General features: G+C 71.9%; 13 protein-coding genes, 2 tRNA genes and 1 riboswitch. Of the genes, 8 read left to right on the forward strand and 7 right to left on the reverse strand.

The annotated features are described in order from the left end of the window. Positions 1 to 138: 138 nt before the first annotated feature. The 3 genes from ACIBBH_RS13360 to ACIBBH_RS13370 all read left to right on the forward strand — a co-directional run bounded on the left by ACIBBH_RS13360 (position 139) and on the right by ACIBBH_RS13370 (position 4191). Positions 139 to 2307, forward strand: a complete 2169-nt coding sequence (locus ACIBBH_RS13360) for a DEAD/DEAH box helicase (RefSeq protein ID WP_399404356.1) — start codon at positions 139 to 141, stop codon at positions 2305 to 2307. Positions 2308 to 2473: 166 nt separating this feature from the next. Continuing rightward, complete coding sequence (locus ACIBBH_RS13365) at positions 2474 to 4009, forward strand: amino acid permease (RefSeq protein ID WP_399404357.1); 1536 nt, start codon at positions 2474 to 2476, stop codon at positions 4007 to 4009. Positions 4010 to 4118: 109 nt separating this feature from the next. After that, a tRNA-Lys gene (locus ACIBBH_RS13370) sits at positions 4119 to 4191 on the forward strand. A gap of 162 nt (positions 4192 to 4353) precedes the next feature. Here the strand turns inward: ACIBBH_RS13370 and ACIBBH_RS13375 are convergent. Further along, a complete protein-coding gene (locus tag ACIBBH_RS13375; protein ID WP_399404358.1) occupies positions 4354 to 4698 on the reverse strand; it encodes a hypothetical protein in 345 nt (114 codons plus the stop codon). Positions 4699 to 4841: 143 nt separating this feature from the next. Between ACIBBH_RS13375 and ACIBBH_RS13380 the strand changes: the two genes are divergently transcribed. After that, positions 4842 to 5360 (forward strand): hypothetical protein, encoded by a 519-nt coding sequence (locus tag ACIBBH_RS13380; protein WP_399404359.1) that lies wholly within the window; start codon positions 4842 to 4844, stop codon positions 5358 to 5360. A 58-nt stretch (positions 5361 to 5418) separates the two neighbouring features. On the opposite strand, the gene ribA is transcribed toward ACIBBH_RS13380, so the two are convergent. Both ribA and ACIBBH_RS13390 read right to left on the reverse strand, forming a co-directional pair. Continuing rightward, a complete protein-coding gene (gene ribA / locus ACIBBH_RS13385; RefSeq protein WP_399404360.1) occupies positions 5419 to 6060 on the reverse strand; it encodes a GTP cyclohydrolase II in 642 nt (213 codons plus the stop codon). Positions 6061 to 6224: 164 nt separating this feature from the next. Further along, a complete protein-coding gene (locus ACIBBH_RS13390) occupies positions 6225 to 6743 on the reverse strand; it encodes a MarR family winged helix-turn-helix transcriptional regulator (RefSeq protein ID WP_399404361.1) in 519 nt (172 codons plus the stop codon). Positions 6744 to 6855: 112 nt separating this feature from the next. Between ACIBBH_RS13390 and ACIBBH_RS13395 the strand changes: the two genes are divergently transcribed. The 4 genes from ACIBBH_RS13395 to ACIBBH_RS13410 all read left to right on the forward strand — a co-directional run bounded on the left by ACIBBH_RS13395 (position 6856) and on the right by ACIBBH_RS13410 (position 10784). Beyond that, positions 6856 to 7986 (forward strand): dihydrofolate reductase family protein, encoded by a 1131-nt coding sequence (locus ACIBBH_RS13395; protein WP_399404362.1) that lies wholly within the window; start codon positions 6856 to 6858, stop codon positions 7984 to 7986. A gap of 79 nt (positions 7987 to 8065) precedes the next feature. Then, positions 8066 to 8139 (forward strand) — tRNA-Met (locus ACIBBH_RS13400). Between the two features lie 346 nt (positions 8140 to 8485). Continuing rightward, a riboswitch (cyclic di-AMP (ydaO/yuaA leader) is annotated at positions 8486 to 8652 on the forward strand. Between the two features lie 11 nt (positions 8653 to 8663). Continuing rightward, positions 8664 to 9695, forward strand: coding sequence for a M23 family metallopeptidase (locus ACIBBH_RS13405; RefSeq protein WP_399404363.1), 1032 nt, complete (start codon positions 8664 to 8666; stop codon positions 9693 to 9695). A gap of 144 nt (positions 9696 to 9839) precedes the next feature. Continuing rightward, positions 9840 to 10784 (forward strand): aldo/keto reductase, encoded by a 945-nt coding sequence (locus ACIBBH_RS13410; RefSeq protein WP_399404364.1) that lies wholly within the window; start codon positions 9840 to 9842, stop codon positions 10782 to 10784. Positions 10785 to 10790: 6 nt separating this feature from the next. Here the strand turns inward: ACIBBH_RS13410 and ACIBBH_RS13415 are convergent, their stop codons facing one another. Genes ACIBBH_RS13415 through ACIBBH_RS13430 form a run of 4 tightly spaced genes read right to left on the reverse strand, consistent with a single transcriptional unit; the run spans position 10791 to position 15763 of the window. Beyond that, positions 10791 to 12146, reverse strand: a complete 1356-nt coding sequence (locus tag ACIBBH_RS13415; RefSeq protein ID WP_399404365.1) for a PrsW family intramembrane metalloprotease — start codon at positions 12144 to 12146, stop codon at positions 10791 to 10793. Between the two features lie 10 nt (positions 12147 to 12156). Then, on the reverse strand, positions 12157 to 12990 hold the full coding sequence (gene trmB, locus ACIBBH_RS13420) for a tRNA (guanosine(46)-N7)-methyltransferase TrmB (protein WP_399404366.1): 834 nt from the start codon (positions 12988 to 12990) through the stop codon (positions 12157 to 12159). A gap of 56 nt (positions 12991 to 13046) precedes the next feature. Next, positions 13047 to 14300 (reverse strand): L-2-hydroxyglutarate oxidase, encoded by a 1254-nt coding sequence (gene lhgO, locus ACIBBH_RS13425; protein ID WP_399404367.1) that lies wholly within the window; start codon positions 14298 to 14300, stop codon positions 13047 to 13049. A gap of 38 nt (positions 14301 to 14338) precedes the next feature. After that, on the reverse strand, positions 14339 to 15763 hold the full coding sequence (locus ACIBBH_RS13430; RefSeq protein ID WP_399404368.1) for an MFS transporter: 1425 nt from the start codon (positions 15761 to 15763) through the stop codon (positions 14339 to 14341). Positions 15764 to 15839 lie beyond the last annotated feature (76 nt).

The raw sequence follows: 15839 nt of genomic DNA on the forward strand, positions 1-15839 counted from the left end.
TTGCCCGGCGCCACCGCAGAGCGCGCCGTGTGGCGCGTACTCTCCCTTGCCGTGGCGGACCGCATAGAGGCGGTCGTAATGCGACTCACGGAGTTGACGGGCGCGTGCCGACGAGACTCCGGAAGGTTTCGCATTCGCATGTCCATTTCCAGTACTGATCACGTCGTCGTGCCCGAGAACGTCGAGAACATCGACGACGTCGTGGCCGAGACCAACGACGAGACCAGCACCCCCGAGGTCACCTTCGCGGACCTCGGTCTCCCCGAGGGCGTCGTGCGCAAGCTCGCGCAGAACGGCGTGACCGTGCCCTTCCCGATCCAGGCGGCGACCATTCCGGACGCCCTGGCCGGCAAGGACATCCTCGGCCGTGGCCGCACCGGCTCCGGCAAGACCCTCTCCTTCGGTCTGCCGACCCTGGCCCGCCTGACCGGCGGCCGTACCGAGAAGCACCGCCCGCGCGCCGTGATCCTCACCCCGACCCGTGAGCTCGCGATGCAGGTCGCGGACGCGCTGCAGCCCTACGGCGACCAGCTCGGCCTGAAGATGAAGGTCGTCTGCGGCGGTACGTCGATGGGCAACCAGATCTACGCCCTGGAGCGCGGCGTCGACGTCCTCGTCGCCACGCCCGGCCGACTGCGCGACATCATCAGCCGCGGCGCCTGCTCCCTGCAGGACGTCCAGGTCGCCGTCCTCGACGAGGCCGACCAGATGTCCGACCTGGGCTTCCTGCCCGAGGTCACCGAGCTGCTGGACCAGATTCCGGCGGGCGGTCAGCGGATGCTGTTCTCCGCGACGATGGAGAACGAGATCAAGACCCTCGTCGACCGGTACCTCACGGACCCGGTCCTGCACGAGGTGGACGCGGCGCAGGGTGCGGTGACGACCATGTCGCACCACATCCTGATCGTGAAGCCCAAGGACAAGGCGCCGGTCACCGCGGCGATCGCCTCCCGCAAGGGCCGCACCATCATCTTCGTCCGCACCCAGCTCGGCGCCGACCGTGTCGCCGAGCAGCTGCGCGACGCGGGCGTGAAGGCGGACGCGCTGCACGGCGGCATGACCCAGGGCGCCCGCACCCGCACGCTGGCCGACTTCAAGGACGGCTACGTCAACGTCCTGGTCGCCACCGACGTCGCCGCCCGCGGCATCCACGTGGACGGCATCGACCTCGTCCTGAACGTCGACCCGGCCGGCGACCACAAGGACTACCTGCACCGGGCCGGCCGTACCGCCCGCGCGGGCCGCACGGGCACGGTCGTGTCGCTGTCCCTCCCGCACCAGCGGCGCCAGATCTTCCGCCTCATGGAGGACGCCGGCGTCGACGCCGCGCGCCACATCATCCAGGGCGGTGCCGCCTTCGACCCGGAGGTCGCCGAGATCACCGGCGCCCGTTCGATGACCGAGGTCCAGGCCGAGTCCGCGGGCAATGCCGCCCAGCAGGCCGAGCGTGAGGTCGCCCAGCTCACCAAGCAGCTGGAGCGCGCCCAGCGCCGGGCCGCCGAGCTGCGCGAGGAGGCCGACCGGCTGGTCGCCAGGGTCGCCCGCGAGCGGGGCGAGGACCCGGAGGCCGCGGTCGCCGAGGCGCAGGCCGAGGCGCAGGCCGTGGCCGAGGTCTCGGTTCCCGAGCAGCCGGTCGCGCAGGATGTCGACCGGGCCGAGCGCGAGGAGCGTACGGCGCCTTCGTCGTCGTACGAGCGTCGTGAGCGCCGGGACGAGCGGGGCGAGCGGGGCGGGCGTTCCTTCGACCGCGACCGTGGTGCCCGTTCGTTCGAGCGTCGTGACAACGACCGTGGCGGGTTCAACCGCGACCGTCGGGACGGTGAGCGTGGCGGCTTCCGCCGGGACGACCGCCGGGACGACCGTGGTGGCCGTTCGTTCGAGCGTCGTGACAACGACCGTGGGTTCGAGCGTCGTGAGAACGACCGTGGCGGGTTCCGCCGGGACGACCGCCGGGACGGCGAGCGTGGCGGGTTCCGCCGGGACGACCGCCGGGACGACCGTGGTGGCCGTTCCTTCGACCGTGACCGTGGTGGCTTCGACCGTGACCGTGGTGCCCGTTCGTTCGAGCGTCGTGAGAACGACCGTGGCGGGTTCCGCCGGGACGACCGCCCCGCCGCCCGTCGCGACGAGCGTGGCGGCCACCGCGGCAGCGACCGTCCGTTCAACCGTGACCGCCGTGACGACCGTCCGGGTTTCCGCTCGGCCGGCCACGACCGCCCGAACGGCCGTCGTGACGACCACCGCGGCTCCGGCACCGGTTCCTTCGGCCGCCGTGACGACAAGCCGCGCTGGAAGCGCAACGGCTGACGCGGACAGCCGCAGGCAGTGAGTACAGCGCCGTGGCCCCCACCGACATCCGGTGGGGGCCACGGCGCTTTGTCGTCCCGTCCCACGTGACCTGCGGGCAGTTTTTGGTCAGAGCGAGTCTTTGAGTGACGCATGTCACGCCTCCGGTGAGGGAATCGCTGGGGACATGACAGATGACGCGCTCGCGAGTGGGCTGTCGGACGAGGAACGGCTTGCCCAGCTCGGTTACACCCAGGTCCTCGCCCGTCGAATGTCGGCGTTCTCCAACTACGCCGTCTCCTTCACGATCATCTCGGTCCTTTCCGGCTGCCTGACCCTCTATCTCTTCGGGATGAACACCGGCGGCCCGGCGGTGATCACCTGGGGCTGGGTGGCGGTCGGCCTGATGACCCTCCTCGTCGGCCTGTCGATGGCTGAAATCTGTTCGGCGTATCCGACGTCGGCGGGCCTGTACTTCTGGGCGCACAGGCTGGCACCGCCGCGCTCGGCCGCCGCCTGGGCGTGGTTCACGGGCTGGTTCAACGTGCTGGGCCAGGTGGCGGTGACGGCGGGCATCGACTTCGGGGCGGCGTCCTTCCTGGGCGCCTACCTGAACCTGCAGTTCGGCTTCGAGGTCACCCCGGGCCGCACGGTCCTGCTCTTCGCCGGGATCCTGCTGCTGCACGGTCTGCTGAACACCTTCGGCGTCCGGATCGTCGCCTTCCTCAACAACGTGAGCGTGTGGTGGCACGTGCTCGGGGTGGCCGTCATCGTCGGCGCGCTGACCTTCGTACCGGACCACCACCAGTCGGCGTCCTTCGTGTTCACGAAGTTCGTCGACAACACGGGCTGGGGCAGCGGCCCGTACGTCGTCCTGCTCGGCCTGCTGATGGCCCAGTACACCTTCACCGGCTACGACGCCTCCGCCCACATGACGGAGGAGACCCACGACGCGGCGACGGCGGGACCCAAGGGCATCGTCCGCTCGATCTGGACCTCCTGGATCGCCGGATTCGTCCTCCTCCTGGGCTTCACCTTCGCGATCCAGTCGTACGGCGAAGAGCTCGCGTCCCCGACGGGCGCCCCCCCGGCGCAGATCCTCCTCGACGCGCTGGGCGCGACGTCCGGGAAGCTGCTGCTGCTGGTGGTGATCGGCGCCCAGCTGTTCTGCGGGATGGCGTCGGTGACGGCCAACAGCCGCATGATCTACGCCTTCTCGCGCGACGGCGCGCTGCCCCTCTCGCACGTCTGGCACACGGTGAGCCCGCGCACCCGTACTCCCGTGGCGGCGGTGTGGCTGGCGACGACCGGCGCCCTGGTCCTCGGCCTGCCCTACCTGATCAACAACACGGCGTACGCGGCGGTGACGTCGATCGCGGTGATCGGCCTGTACATCGCGTACGTCGTCCCGACCCTGCTGCGGGTCCGCAAGGGGGCCGCGTTCGTGCGGGGGCCGTGGCACCTGGGCCGCTGGTCGCAACCGATCGGTGTGGTGTCGGTGGTGTGGGTCGGGGTCATCACGGTCCTCTTCATGCTTCCGCAGGTCTCCCCGGTCACCTGGGAGACCTTCAACTACGCCCCGGTCGCCGTCCTGGTCGTCCTCGGTTCCGCGGCGGCCTGGTGGCTGGCCTCGGCCCGGTACTGGTTCCTCAACCCCGACCACGCCCGCACCCGCGCCCGCGAGGCGTCCCGCGCCGGGGCCCCAGAACCGGTCGATCCCTGACGATCCCTGACCCTTCCGGGCCCTTCTGCCACCCGACGCCGCCCCCGTCCCCGATACCCGATCGGAGACACGGCATCATCCGGCTATGCTCGGGGTGGCAACATCGCCTGGGCCCTTAGCTCAATTGGCAGAGCAGTGGACTTTTAATCCATTGGTTGTGGGTTCGAGTCCCACAGGGCCTACGGGCTGCGGGAAGGGGGGAACCCCTCTGACCCGCTGTGCGGCGTCCGGGCCGGCTTCGGCCGGCTCGGGCGCCGCTTCGTTTCCGGGCCCGTGCGTGATCACTCAGCGCACCGGACCCCGATGAGCACCCCGTCGCCCGCCTTGTGGAGCTCGACGGCGAACTACGGGTCAGCGGTGAGCACGTCACGAAAGGGTGCCATCTGCTCCCGGTGGTTCACCGCGTTGTCGGCGGCCACCACGCCGTACGGCTTCAACACCCGCCGCGGTGCGGCAGTAGTCCACGTATGCGGGTATGCGGGCCGCTCCGCGTCGAGCACGACGAGGCCCGCCGGCGTGTCGGGCGTCTTGGCCGGTACGTCGGCTCCGTCGCCCCGCACCACGTCCACATGGTCCCGGACCCCGGCGCGCTCCAGGTTCCGCAGCGCCGCCACGGCCCGGGCCAACACCGAGGAGCTGCGCTGGACGTGGACCAGCAGGACGTTCGCTCGCGCGGCGTCCCGGGTCATCCTGCGCAGGCGCAGCAGCCGGTCGGCCAGGAGCCCGTCGTGCGCCCGCCCTTCCTGGTTCGTGAGGTGAGTGAAGGGGGCGAGCCGGACCTCGGGGGGTCGCGAGCCTCCGGGCGGTACGCGTCCGGGCGCGGGGGGCGCACGTGCTGTGGGGTCTCGCCCGTCTGCCGGCGGTCGCCTTCGTCGACGCGCCCCCTGTGCCGGGCCGGCCCGTGGCCGGGTTCGTGAGCCCGCCGGGGTGGGCGGAAGGCTGCGCGGGCGTCGCGCTGCGTCTGCTCGGCGTGCCGGAGTCGGGTACGCCGCTCACCGAGGTGGGCCTCGGTGAGTCGGGGGAGGCGGAGCTCGCGCAGGTTCGGTACGGGCGGCCGGAAGTGCTCGGGCAGCTGTTGTTCAACTGGCGGGACCGAGCGGCGCCCGGGCCTCGCGCTGCTGCTGTTCGCGACCTGCCCGGCGATCGCGTGGCCGCCGCCAGCACCGCGCTGAGCATCAACTCCCGGGTCCGGGCCTCGGTGGGCACCGCGCTGCTGTCGGTGGTGCTGGGCTCGGCGGGCACGGACCCGGCGGGATTCCGGATCGCGTACGCGGTCGCGGCGGGGCTGCCGGCCCTGGCCTGCTGCCTGCGGCACTCTTTCCCGGGCGGCGGTCCCGCGGGCGGGTCCTGACCTGTCCGCATGGCCCACATGCGCGGTCTGCCCGGCCCGGGACCCGCTCAGCCGCCGCTCACCCCGCGCCGAGCTCTGTCAACTCCCCGAGCGGCAGCGTGTGCTGCGTCTGCAGCACCTTCGCCCGCAGGTACCGCACATTGTGGGCGGTGGTGAAAACCCCGGTGGGCACCCGGTCCCGCACATCGATGCCCAGCCCGCGCAACTGGTCCGCCTTGTCGGGGTTGTTGGAGAGCAGGTCCAGTTCCTCGATGCCGAGGGCGCGGAGCATCTGGCCGGCCGCCGTGTAGTCGCGGGCGTCCTCCGGCAGGCCGAGGGCGGCGTTGGCCTCGTAGGTGTCCAGGCCCTGGTCCTGGAGGGCGTACGCGTCGAGCTTGTTGTAGAGGCCGATGCCGCGGCCCTCCTGGCGGAGGTAGAGCAGGACGCCGCCGCGGCCGGCGATGCGCTCGACCGCCTCGCGCAGCTGGGGACCGCAGTCGCAGCGGGCGGAGCCGAAGACGTCCCCGGTCAGGCACTCGGAGTGCAGGCGGACCAGCGGGACGGTGCCGGGGGCGGGGCTGCCGAGGACGGCGGCCACGTGTTCCCGGCCGTCGGCCAGGCCGTGGAAGGTGACCAGGTCGGCGTCGACGCTGTAGCCGTCGTGGAAGCGCAGCGGTACCCGGACGCGGGCGCGCGGGGTGGCGGCGGGGGTGTCGGGCATGCGGGTTCTCCGGGTCCGGTGGTCGGGGCAGAAACCTGCTTCAGATTTGAAGCAGATCCACGGCCGGAACCCTACTCCATGCTTTAAATTTGAAGCAACTGGATTTCGCCCGCTCCGACGCAGCCGGATCCGATGCCCCCGGCTTCACGGTCACGCGGCGGCGGTCAGGAGCACGGCGGGGAGGAGCGGCGCCGCCACGGCACCTCGTCGGGCGCGGGCCGCACTGTCCCGTCACCCTGCAGCGCCCGCACGATCCCCCCGCAGATCGCCTCCAGCTGCTGCACCTGCTCGGCGGCGAGATGGTCGAACAGCGACGCCCGGACGGTCTCCACATGGCCCGGTGCCGCGCGCTCCAGCACGGCCATCCCCTCGTCGGTCAGGGCGGCGACACTGCCCCGCTTGTCCCACCGGCAGCTCTCGCGCCGCACCAGCCCGTCCTTCTCCAGCCGGGTCACCGCGTACGTCAGCCGGCTGCGGGTGATCTTCAGCGCCTCGGCGAGCTCGGTCATGCGCAGCCGGCGTTCCGGAGTCTCGGAGAGGGTGGCCAGGATGGAGTAGTAAAGGTGCGGCATGCCCGCGTCCTGCTGGAGCTGCCGGTCCAGTGCGTCCTCCAGGAGATGGGTCGCTGCCACGTACGCGCGCCAGGCGCGCTGCTCCTCGGGGGTGAGCCAGCGGGTCGTCATGCCGCCAGTGTAGGTTTGTTTCAAACTTGAACCAAGCCCTGTCTCCCCGTCCGCCCACGCGTCCGTCCGTCTGCCCGCCCGCCCCCGCCCGTCGCCCGAAGAGAGCGCGTCGATGCCCCGACCGTACGTACTGCTGTCCGCCGCCGTCTCCCTCGACGGCTACCTCGACGACACCGGCCCCGACCGGCTGCTGCTGTCCAGCCCGGCCGACTTCGACCGGGTCGACGAGGTACGGGCCTCCGTCGACGCGATCCTGGTCGGCGCCGGCACCATCCGTGCCGACAACCCGCGGCTGCTGGTCAACTCGCCCGAGCGGCGGGCGGCCCGGCTCGCCGCGGGGCAGGCCGAGTACCCCCTCAAGGTCACCGTCAGCGGTGCCGGAGACCTGGACCCGGACGCGAACTTCTGGCACACGGGCGGTGAGAAGGTCCTCTACACGACCGACAAGGGAGCGGAGCGGGCCCGCGCACTGGGCCTCGCCGCCGATGTCGTCCCGCTGGGCGCCGGCCTCGACTGGCCCGCGCTGCTCGAACACCTGCATGAGGTGCGCGGGGTGCGCCGCCTGATGGTAGAGGGCGGCGGGACCATCCACACCCAGCTGCTGCAGCAGGGCTTCGCCGACGAACTGCACCTCGTCCTCGCCCCCCTCCTCGTCGGCGACCCGAACGCGCCCCGCCTCTTCGGCCCCGGCGGCTACCAGGCCGGCCGCCTGCGGCTGCTGGAGACGCGCCGTATCGAGGACGTCGTCCTGATGCGCTACGAGCCGACCGCACCCGGCACCGGCATCTCCGTCTCCGCCGCCGACCGCCACTGGCTGCGGATCGCCTGCGAGCTGGCCGCGCTGTGCCCGCCCTCGGACACGGCGTTCAGCGTCGGGGCGGTGGTGGTGGCCGCCGACGGTACGGAGCTCGCGCGCGGCCACTCACGGGAAGGGGACGACCCCGTGGTCCACGCGGAGGAGGCGGCGCTGGCCAGGATCCCGGCCGCCGACGCCCGGCTGGCCACGGCCACGGTGTACAGCAGCCTCGAACCGTGCGCCCGGCGGGCCTCCCGGCCCGCGCCCTGTGCCCGGCTGATCCTGGATGCGGGGGTTCGGCGGGTGGTCACGGCGTGGCGGGAGCCGGACACGTTCGTCACCGGGGCCGACGGCAGCGGGCTGCTGGCGGCCGCAGGCGTGGACGTGGTCGTCCTGCCGGAGTACGAGGCGGCGGCGAAGGCGCCGAACCGGCACCTGCTGAGCTGAGCGGAACCCCGGGAAAAGCCCTGGTCGAAAACCCGTGTACGAGCTGTCCTGCGCATGGCGTACACTGGAGACACAACGACGCGGGGTGGAGCAGCTCGGTAGCTCGCTGGGCTCATAACCCAGAGGTCGCAGGTTCAAATCCTGTCCCCGCTACTGAAGACCCGGGGCCGGAATCCAGTACACGGATTCCGGCCCCGGGTGTTTCCTCGTCGCGCGACCCGGCGCAGCCCCTCCCCGGGCGCGGCTTCCCCGGTCCGGCACTCACGCACGGTCATCCGCCGAGCGCCCTCCGCATCACAGCTGAGTCACCATCAAAACGCCTGTGACTCCTGAAGTGTGCCGAGCGGGAGTCAACTCGCCCGGTTTTCGCCGGTCATGGCAGGTAAGTTCCCCCGGGAAAACGTTAATGATCAAGTGGAGCGACTTGGAAACTGACAGGTAGGTCTATTAACGTTCGATAACGCAGCGCGGTCGTCCCAGCCGTCACCCGAGGCGGCTCCGTGCGCACGCGCCGAATCCCGAAAGGGAACCGGGGAACCACCACCTTGGGGTGAATCACGCGAACGCCGTCGTGAACTCGCTGAGTCCACGACCGGTATACGCGCGTAGGAGACCTTCCCGCTCCGAACCCGTCAGCTAACCCGGTAGGCGAGACGGAAGGAAAGGAGCACGCCCGCGTGGCGTCCAACCGGCCTGCCCCCACTGCCCCGTTCGTGCCGAGCCAGCGCACCGAGACCTTCGGCTACGGCGAGTACCGCACCGACGAGGGCCTCTGGGAGGAGTGGAACCCCACCGAGGAGTCCCTTCCCCCGGTCCGCGGCCGGCACCGTGTCACCAAGCAGCGCGGCGGCGGACTCGCCCGCAGCTCCACCGTCCTGGGCGTCGGCGTCATCGCCGCCGTCGGCGCGGGCGGCATGGCCAGCGCCAACACCGGCAAGCCGCCGGTCTCCATCTCCCTGCCCGACCTGCCCTCCGTCGGCTCCCTGCTGGCCGACGACGCCGACGGTGCCGAGGCCGCCGCGGCCACCCTGACCAACGTCGGCGTGGCCTCCGCCGACCCCGACCAGAGCAGCACCGACGCCGGCGAGGTGCTGCGCAACCGGATCATGGCCCAGGCCGAGCAGCAGCAGAGCCAGGTCGACGGCAAGGCCACCGCCGCCGCCGTGGCCGCCGCCGAGAAGCAGACCGCCGACGCGGCCGCCAAGGCGGAGAAGGAGGCCGCGGCCAAGGCCGCCGCCGCCAAGGAGAAGGCGCAGGCCGCCGCCGAGAAGCAGGCCGAGGCCGACCGCCTCGCCAAGCTGGCCAAGCAGTACACGCTGCCCACGTCCTCGTACACGATCACCGGCACCTTCGGCCAGGCCGGCTCCATGTGGTCCTCCGGCTACCACACCGGCCTCGACTTCGCCGCCCCGACCGGCACGCTCATCAAAGCCATCCACAGCGGCACGATCACCGAGGCGGGCTGGGCCGGCGCCTACGGCTACCGCACGATCCTCACCCTCGACGACGGCACCGAGCTGTGGTTCTGCCACCAGTCCTCGATCAACGTCAAGGTCGGCCAGAAGGTCAGCACCGGTGAGGTCATCGGCCGCGTCGGCGCGACCGGCAACGTCACCGGCCCGCACCTCCACCTCGAGGTCCACCCCGACGGCCAGGCCACCGGCATCGACCCGATGACGTGGCTGCGCGGCAAGGGCCTCACCCCCTGACGCGTCCTTTCGTTCCCCGGCGGCCCTGACGGCGACCCCCCGACGTCAGGGCCGCCGGTTTCCTCCGCGTGCGGGTCCGGGACACGCGCTGATGCGGCACCCCAGGCGGAATGTCGGCCGCCGCCGCGGTTGTTGAATCAAGGCATGACTTCTCTACGCAAGCTCGGCTTCTCCGACCTCGAGGTCTTCCCGCTCTGCCTGGGCGGCAACGTCTTCGGCTGGACCGCCGACGAGGCGCAGTCCTTCGCCGTCCTGGACGCCTACGCGGCCGCCGGCGGCAACTTCGTCGACACCGCCGACGCCTACTCGGCGTGGGCCGACGGCAACGAGGGCGGCGAGTCCGAGACCGTCATCGGCAACTGGGTGAAGTCCCGCGGCAACCGCTCCGACCTCGTCATCGCCACCAAGGTCAGCCAGCACCCGAAGTACCAGGGCCTGACCGCCCGCAACATCAAGGCCGCGGCCGACGCCTCCCTGCGCCGCCTCGGCACCGACCACATCGACCTGTACTACACCCACTACGACAAGACCGAGGTCCCGGTGGAGGAGATCATCGGGGCCCTCGACGAACTGGTCCGGGCGGGCAAGGTCCGGTACATCGCCGCCTCCAACATCTCTCCCGAGCGCCTCCAGGAGTCCCTGGACCTCTCCGAGCGCAAGGGCCTCGCCCGGTACGTGGCGCTCCAGCCGCACTACAACCTGGTCTCGCGCGACACCTACGAGGGCCCCCTGCGCGACGTCACCGCCCGGGCCGGCCTCGCGGTCGTCCCGTACTTCTCCCTCGCCGCCGGTTTCCTCACGGGCAAGTACCGCCCCGGTACGACCGTCGACAGCGCGCGGGCGGGCGGTGCCGCCAAGCACCTCGGCACCGAGCGTGGCCGCCGGGTCCTCGCGGCCCTGGACGAGATCGCCGCCGCCCACGCCGTCCCCGTGGCCACCGTGGCCCTCGCCTGGCTCGCCGCCCAGCCGACGGTGGCGGCCCCCATCGCCTCGGCACGCACGGTGGACCAGCTGCCGGCGCTGCTGGGGGTGGCGGAGCTGGAGCTCACACAGGAGGAACTGGCGAGGCTGACGGAGGCGTCGGCGTAGCTCGCACTAGGTCCGGTACGGGTTGTACGCGTTGTACGCGAGGTACGCGGGATGAGGCTGTCCCACCGGATACCCGTACCCGTACGCGCCCTGCACCCCGTACACCGGCCAGGGCGTCGGTACCACAGGAGCCGTCGCCCTCGCCGCGTACTCCAGCGCGGGCCGCGCCACCTGCCGGCGGTTCCACAGCTCGGACAGCAACTCCCGCTCCCGTACGACGAAGTCGGCGCCCGCCCGGCCGCGCCGCCCCCGGTGCCGCAGGAATGCCAGCGACGTCGCGTACGCCTCGTACCGCTCCACCGCACGCGCCGCGGACTTGCCGAGGTGATGGCGGGCGTGGTCGCGGGCCAGCCGCCGTGCCCGCATGGAGCCCAGCGCGAACGGCTCCCCCGGCCCAAGCCACCCGGCGAGGACGTAGGCCGGCAGTTCCTCGCGCACGGTCCGCAGCTCGCGCTGCCGGGTCCAGATCACCAGCCAGGTCAGCAGCCCGAACGCCGGCAACATGAAGGCCCCGTACACGGCGAAGAAGCCGTACGGGCCGAAGGTCGAGGAGCCGTTCCAGAACGCGTGCATGCTCATCGCGAGCAGCAGCCCGCCCAGCGGCACCAGCCCGCGCCGCACGTGCTGCCGGTCCGCGGACAGGGCGGCGATACCGAAGCCGATGCCGGTCAGGACGGTGAACAGGGGGTGCGCGAACGGGGACATGATGACGCGCACGAAGAAGGTCGCGGCGGTGACGGAGGCGATGCCGCGGTCGCCGGTGACCTGGTCGGTGCCGAAGGCGGTACCGAGATAGAGGATGTTCTCGGTGAAGGCGAAGCCGGTGGCGGTGACCCCGGCTATCACCACGCCGTCCACGATCCCGGTGAAGTCCCGTCTGCGGAAGAGGAAGACGAGCAGGACGGCCGCTGCCTTGGCGGACTCCTCCACGATGGGCGCTATCACGGTCGCGCCGAGCGTGTCGGCGCTGGAGGGGTCGGCGGTCGACGTGGCTATCCACTTGGTGGCGAAGCTGTTGGCGACGATGGCTATCAGCGCGGCCGCGCAGGCGCCCCAGGCGAAGGCGAAGACGATGTTCCGCCAGGGCCCGGGCTCGACCCGGTCCAGCCACCGGAAGGCGGCTATGAGCAGCGGCACGGGCAGCACGGCCAGCCCCAGCCCGACCAGGAACCCGTCCGTGCCGGTCTGCTGCCGCACGAGCGCCAGGATGACCAGCCCGGAGAGGGCGAGCAGGGTGATGAGCGCCCCGTACCGCACCCACCTGCGCTGCCACCAGTGCGGGTGCCGGAGCGCCCCGCCGGCGGCGCCGGGCGGGCCTGCGGAGCCGGTGGGGTGCGTCGGATACGGGGGAAAGGTGGCCACGGCATTGACCCTAACGTCGCTGCTGCTCCCGATGCTGTACGCGGCGGAAGAGCAGATCATTCACCACATGTCCCTTGTCCAGGCCCTGGCCCTCGAAACGGGTCAGCGGCCGGAAGGGGGGACGGGGCGCGAAACCGCCGTCGGGCCGGGTGTTCTCGAAGTCCGGGTGCGCGGTCAGCACGTCGAGCATCTGCTCGGCGTACGGTTCCCAGTCGGTCGCGCAGTGCAGGATCGCACCCGGCTTCAGCCGGGTCGCGGCCAGGCTCAGGAACTCCGGCTGGATCAGCCGCCGCTTGTGGTGCCGCTTCTTCGGCCACGGGTCCGGGAAGTAGACCCGCAGCCCGTCGAGCGAGTCCGGCGTCAGCATCTCGCGCAGCAGGATGATCGCGTCGCCGTTCCCGACCCGGACGTTGGACAATCCGCTCTGGTCGGCGAGATTGAGCAGGTTTCCCTGCCCCGGGGTGTGCACGTCCACCGCGAGGATGTTGGTCTCGGGGTCCTCGGCGGCCATCCGCGCGGTGGCCTCCCCCATCCCGAAACCGATCTCGAGCACCACGGGATTGTCGTTGCCGAACAGCTCACCGAGATCGATGACCCGCTGCCCGTCGATGTCCAGCCCCCACTTGGGCCACAACCGCTGCAACGCGTCCGCCTGCCCCGCCGTCACCCGGCTCCGCCGCGGCTGGAAACTCCGGATCCGCCGCTCGAAGTGCGATCCGGCGGGATCGGCCTTGGGCCCGTCGGGAAACCGCGGCTGCCCCTTCGCCCGGCTGTGCCGGATGGACGCACCGGGGTCCGGGTGCGGGGTGCCGGGGGTTTCGGGGGTGTTCAACGAGTCAGACACAGTGAGGTCGATTTTACGCGGGGGTGCCCCCGCCTCCGACCGAGCCGGGACGCGGATCACATCGACGTCCTCAGCACGGTCAGCGCCCTGCGCGCCACCTCCCGTCCGATCGGCAGCGAAGCCGTGGCCGCGGGCGACGGCGCGTTCAGCACGTGCACCGCCCGTGCCCCCTCCTTGATCAGGAAGTCGTCCACCAGCGTCCCGTCCCGCAGCACCGCCTGCGCCCGCACCCCGGCAGGCGCCCGCACCAGGTCCCCCTCCTCCACCACCGGCAGCAGCCTCCGCACGGCATCGGTGAACGCCCCCTTCGACACCGACCGCCGAAACTCCCCGAGCCCGTACCGCCAGTGCCGCCGGGCGATCGCCCACGCCCCCGGCCAGGCCAGCGTCCCGGCCACCTCCCGCGGCCGTACGACCCCCCACCCGTACCCCTCCCGGGCCAGCGCCGGCACCGCGTTCGGCCCGATGTGCACGCTCCCGTCGATCCCGCGCGTGAGGTGCACGCCGAGGAACGGGAACGCCGGATCCGGCACCGGATACACCAGCCCCCGCACCAGCCCGGGCCGCGCCAGCTCGTAGTACTCCCCCCGGAACGGCACGATCCGCACCCCGGGCTCGTCCCCGGCCAGCCGGGCCACCTCGTCGCAGTACAGCCCGGCGCAGTTCACCAGCACCCGCCCCCGCACGACGTCCCCGCCCGCCGTCCGCACCGCGACCCCGAGCTCCGCCCGCCGGTCCACCCGGACCACCCGGGCCCCGTACCGGATCTCCGCCCCGGACGCCTCGGCCAGCTGCCGCGCGACCGCGCCGAAGTCGCACACGCCCGTGGTCCCGACGTGTATCGCCGCGAGCCCCCGCACCTGCGGCTCGTACTCCGTGATCTGCGCCGGCCCCAGCTCCCGGACCGGTATCCCGTTCTCCCGCCCGCGCTGCACGAGCGCGTGCAGCCGGGGCAGCTCGTCCCGGTCGGTGGCGACGATCAGCTTCCCGGTGACGGCGTGCGCGACGCCGTACTCCGCGCAGAACTTCACCATCTCGGCGGCGCCCCGTACCGCGTACCGCGCCTTGAGCGAGCCCGGCCGGTAGTAGATCCCGCTGTGGATGACCCCGCTGTTGCGCCCCGTCTGGTGCCGGGCCGGTCCCGGCTCCTTCTCCAGCACCGTCACCCGTGTCCCCGGCGCCGCCCGTGTGATCGCGTACGCCGTCGACAGGCCGACGATCCCGCCGCCTACCACCAGCACGTCACAGTCGTACGCGATCTCCCGCACCTGCCGCGCCACCTGCACCACCTCCCGGTTCCGATAGTGCACTGTGCCACTGACAATGCCCTCAAACCCGGGAGCCCCGCTCAGGCCGGAGCCATCAGCAGGGGCCGGGCCCGCTCCCGCAGCTCCACCACCCGCGGCTCGTCGCCGTACGGCTCCAGCCGGTGCAGGAGGTCCTTCACGTACTCGGTCGTACGCGCCGAGGAGATCCGTCCGGCGACCTCCACCGCCCGCACCCCCTGCTCGCAGGCCGCGTCCAGATTGCCCGACTCCAGCTCGGCGACCGCCGAGACGACGAGCCTGAGCCCGTGCGAGCGCACGAACTCCTCCGTCGGCTTCGACAGCGCCTGCTCGGTGAAGCGGCGGACCTGGCGCGGTGCCTTCAGGTCGCGGTAGCACTCGGCGGCGTCGGCGGCGAATCGGTCGTAGCCGTAGAAACCGAGCCACGACGGATCGTTGTCGCCGTCCCGGGACCGCTCCAGCCAGCCCTCGGCCGCCTTCAGAGCCGCCCCGGCCGCCTGGGCGTCACCCGCGCGCGCGTGAGCGCGTGCCTCGACCAGGCGGAAGAAGCTCATGGTGCGGGCGGTGGCCAGGCCCCGGTTGCGCTCCAGGGCGGCCTGCGCGAGGTCGACGCCCTCGTCGCCGAAGCCCCGGTACGTCGCCTGCAGCGACATGGAGGCCAGCACATAGCCGCCGAGGGGCACATCCGCGGCCGCGCGCGCGAGGCGCAGCGCCTGGATGTAGTAGCGCTGTGCGGCCTCCTGCTGGCCGGTGTCGAAGGCCATCCAGCCCGCGAGCCGGGTCAGTTCGGCGGAGGCCCCGAACAGGGCGCGGCCGACCTCGTCCGAGTACGAGCCGAGCAGCAGCGGTGCCGCCTCGACCCTGAGACACTCGGGCACCATGGACGAACGCCAGTCGCCGCCTCCGTATTTGGAGTCCCAGCGCCTGGCGTCCTCGGCTGCCTCCCGCAGCTTCTGCACGTCACTGTGGCCGACTTTGATCGGTGCGCCGGGACCCTCGGAGGGGTTCGCGTCCCGCGCGACCGAGCTGTCGGCGGGGGTTATCAGCCACCGTGAGGCAGGCGTTGCGTACGCGCTCACTGCGAACGAGCCGGCCAGTGACTGCCAGATGCCGCCGGAGCCGGCCCGGCGCCCGGCGAGGTCGAGACGGTACAGCTCCGTCGCCGACCGCACTGCCTGTCCTACGTCCCTGGGGAAGGCGAGGCCCACTTCGGGTGCGGGATCCGCGTCCGCCAGGCCGATCTCGTGGAGCGGCACCGGGCGGCCGAGTTTCTGCCCGATCGCGGCGGCGATGAGGTGCGGCGCGGCGCCCTGCGGCACCATGCCCTTCGACACCCAGCGCGCCACCGACGTCTTGTCGTAGCGAAGAGTCAACCCGCGTTGTGCGCCAAGGTCGTTGACGCGTCGCGCGAGTCCTGCGTTGCTGATTCCCGCGAGGGCGAGAACGGCGCCGAGTTTTTCGTTCGGCCCGCGTTGCTCCCTGGACATGCGCCACCCCTCGACACAGACGGCTGCCGCGCTGGCATAACCACGCGGCATTCGTAAACCCAGCGTAGTTCGCCGC

The sequence above is a fragment of the Streptomyces sp. NPDC051636 genome (assembly GCF_044453765.1).
Lineage (GTDB): Bacteria > Actinomycetota > Actinomycetes > Streptomycetales > Streptomycetaceae > Streptomyces.

Coding starts and splice junctions, on each gene's coding strand:
- ACIBBH_RS13365 (WP_399404357.1), top strand. CDS start 2,474: ATGACAGATGACGCGCTCGCGAGTGGGCTGTCGGACGAGGAACGGCTT.
- ACIBBH_RS13360 (WP_399404356.1), top strand. CDS start 139: ATGTCCATTTCCAGTACTGATCACGTCGTCGTGCCCGAGAACGTCGAG.
- ACIBBH_RS13410 (WP_399404364.1), top strand. CDS start 9,840: ATGACTTCTCTACGCAAGCTCGGCTTCTCCGACCTCGAGGTCTTCCCG.
- ACIBBH_RS13375 (WP_399404358.1), bottom strand. CDS start 4,698: ATGACCCGGGACGCCGCGCGAGCGAACGTCCTGCTGGTCCACGTCCAG.
- ACIBBH_RS13395 (WP_399404362.1), top strand. CDS start 6,856: ATGCCCCGACCGTACGTACTGCTGTCCGCCGCCGTCTCCCTCGACGGC.
- ACIBBH_RS13430 (WP_399404368.1), bottom strand. CDS start 15,763: ATGTCCAGGGAGCAACGCGGGCCGAACGAAAAACTCGGCGCCGTTCTC.
- ACIBBH_RS13390 (WP_399404361.1), bottom strand. CDS start 6,743: ATGACGACCCGCTGGCTCACCCCCGAGGAGCAGCGCGCCTGGCGCGCG.
- ribA (WP_399404360.1), bottom strand. CDS start 6,060: ATGCCCGACACCCCCGCCGCCACCCCGCGCGCCCGCGTCCGGGTACCG.